Annotated in this window: 1 protein-coding gene; it reads left to right on the forward strand. The window is 56.2% G+C overall.

The genetic code is table 11. From position 1 onward, the window contains the following. On the forward strand, positions 1-1322 hold a 1322-nt coding region (locus A1OO_RS23630; protein WP_017003862.1), incomplete at both ends, for a VCBS domain-containing protein.

Below are 1322 nucleotides of genomic sequence, written 5' to 3' on the forward strand. Positions count from 1 at the left end.
GTCAACCCATCAAATCACGGTCACCGTGGAAGGCACCGACGATGCAGCAGTTGTGGCGGGCGTCACCACTGACGGGGTTGATTTAGGTGCAGACACGCCGGAAACCAGTGTCTCTGGCACCCTTTCCATTACAGACGTGGATGACGGCGACACACCAAGCTTTACCAACACCACGATCGACGGTGACTACGGCACCTTTACGCTGACTGACGGCGCATGGACCTACACCATCGACCCAGCTAAAGCCAACGCACTTAACGATAATCAAACCGAACAAGAAGTGTTCACCCTGAACGCCTCGGACGGCACGGTGCAACAAATCACAGTCGATGTGACAGGCGCTGATGACGCGGCGGTTATCACGGGTGATAGCACCGCAAGCATCACCGAAGATGTCGGGGCGCAAACCGCGTCAGGCACCATCACGATCACCGATGCTGATACGGATGATACGCCAACCATTCCGAATGGCACCTTGGTGGGTGAATATGGCGCATTGACCTTGGTTGATGGCGCTTGGACTTACACCGCGGACAGCGCGTCTATTCAATCATTGGCTGACGGTGATACCGCAACGGATACCATCACGGTCACGGCCTCCGATGGCACCACACAAGACATCGTTATCACCATTACAGGCACGGATGATGCCGCGGTTATTTCCGGTGAGACATCCGGCAACATCACCGAAGATACTGGCGCGCAAACCGCGTCGGGCACCATCACGATCACGGACGCAGATACAGGCGAAACCCCAACCATTCCGAATGGTACGTTGGCAGGTGAGTACGGGTCGTTAACCCTCGTTGACGGCGCATGGACATATACGGTTGACACCGACGCGGTGCAATCTCTTGCTCAAGGTCAAGAAACCACTGACACCATTACCCTCACCGCGAGTGATGGCTCAACGGTCGATGTGGTCATTTCGTTAACCGGAACTAACGATGCCGCCGTGGTCACCGGGGATCTCAGCGCCAGCGTGGCTGAAGGTGGCGAGGCTTCGGTATCGGGTTCTATCAACATCAACGACCCTGATGCTGCTGTCCAGCCCACCCTTGAAAACGGCACGGTGGAAGGTGAATACGGTAGCCTCACTCTGACCGACGGTGAGTGGACGTACACGGTTGACCCTAGCAAAGCACAGTCTTTGGGTGACGGTGATTCAGAAACTGACACCATCACGATCACCGCGTCGGATGGCTCAGAGCACCAAATCACTATCACGGTGACAGGCAGTGACGATGCTTCTGTGGTCACAGGCGTCACCACTGGCGGGGTTGATTTAGGTGCAGACACGCCGGAAACCAGCACATCAGGCA

Source organism: Enterovibrio norvegicus FF-33 (assembly GCF_000286835.2).
GTDB lineage: Bacteria > Pseudomonadota > Gammaproteobacteria > Enterobacterales > Vibrionaceae > Enterovibrio > Enterovibrio norvegicus_A.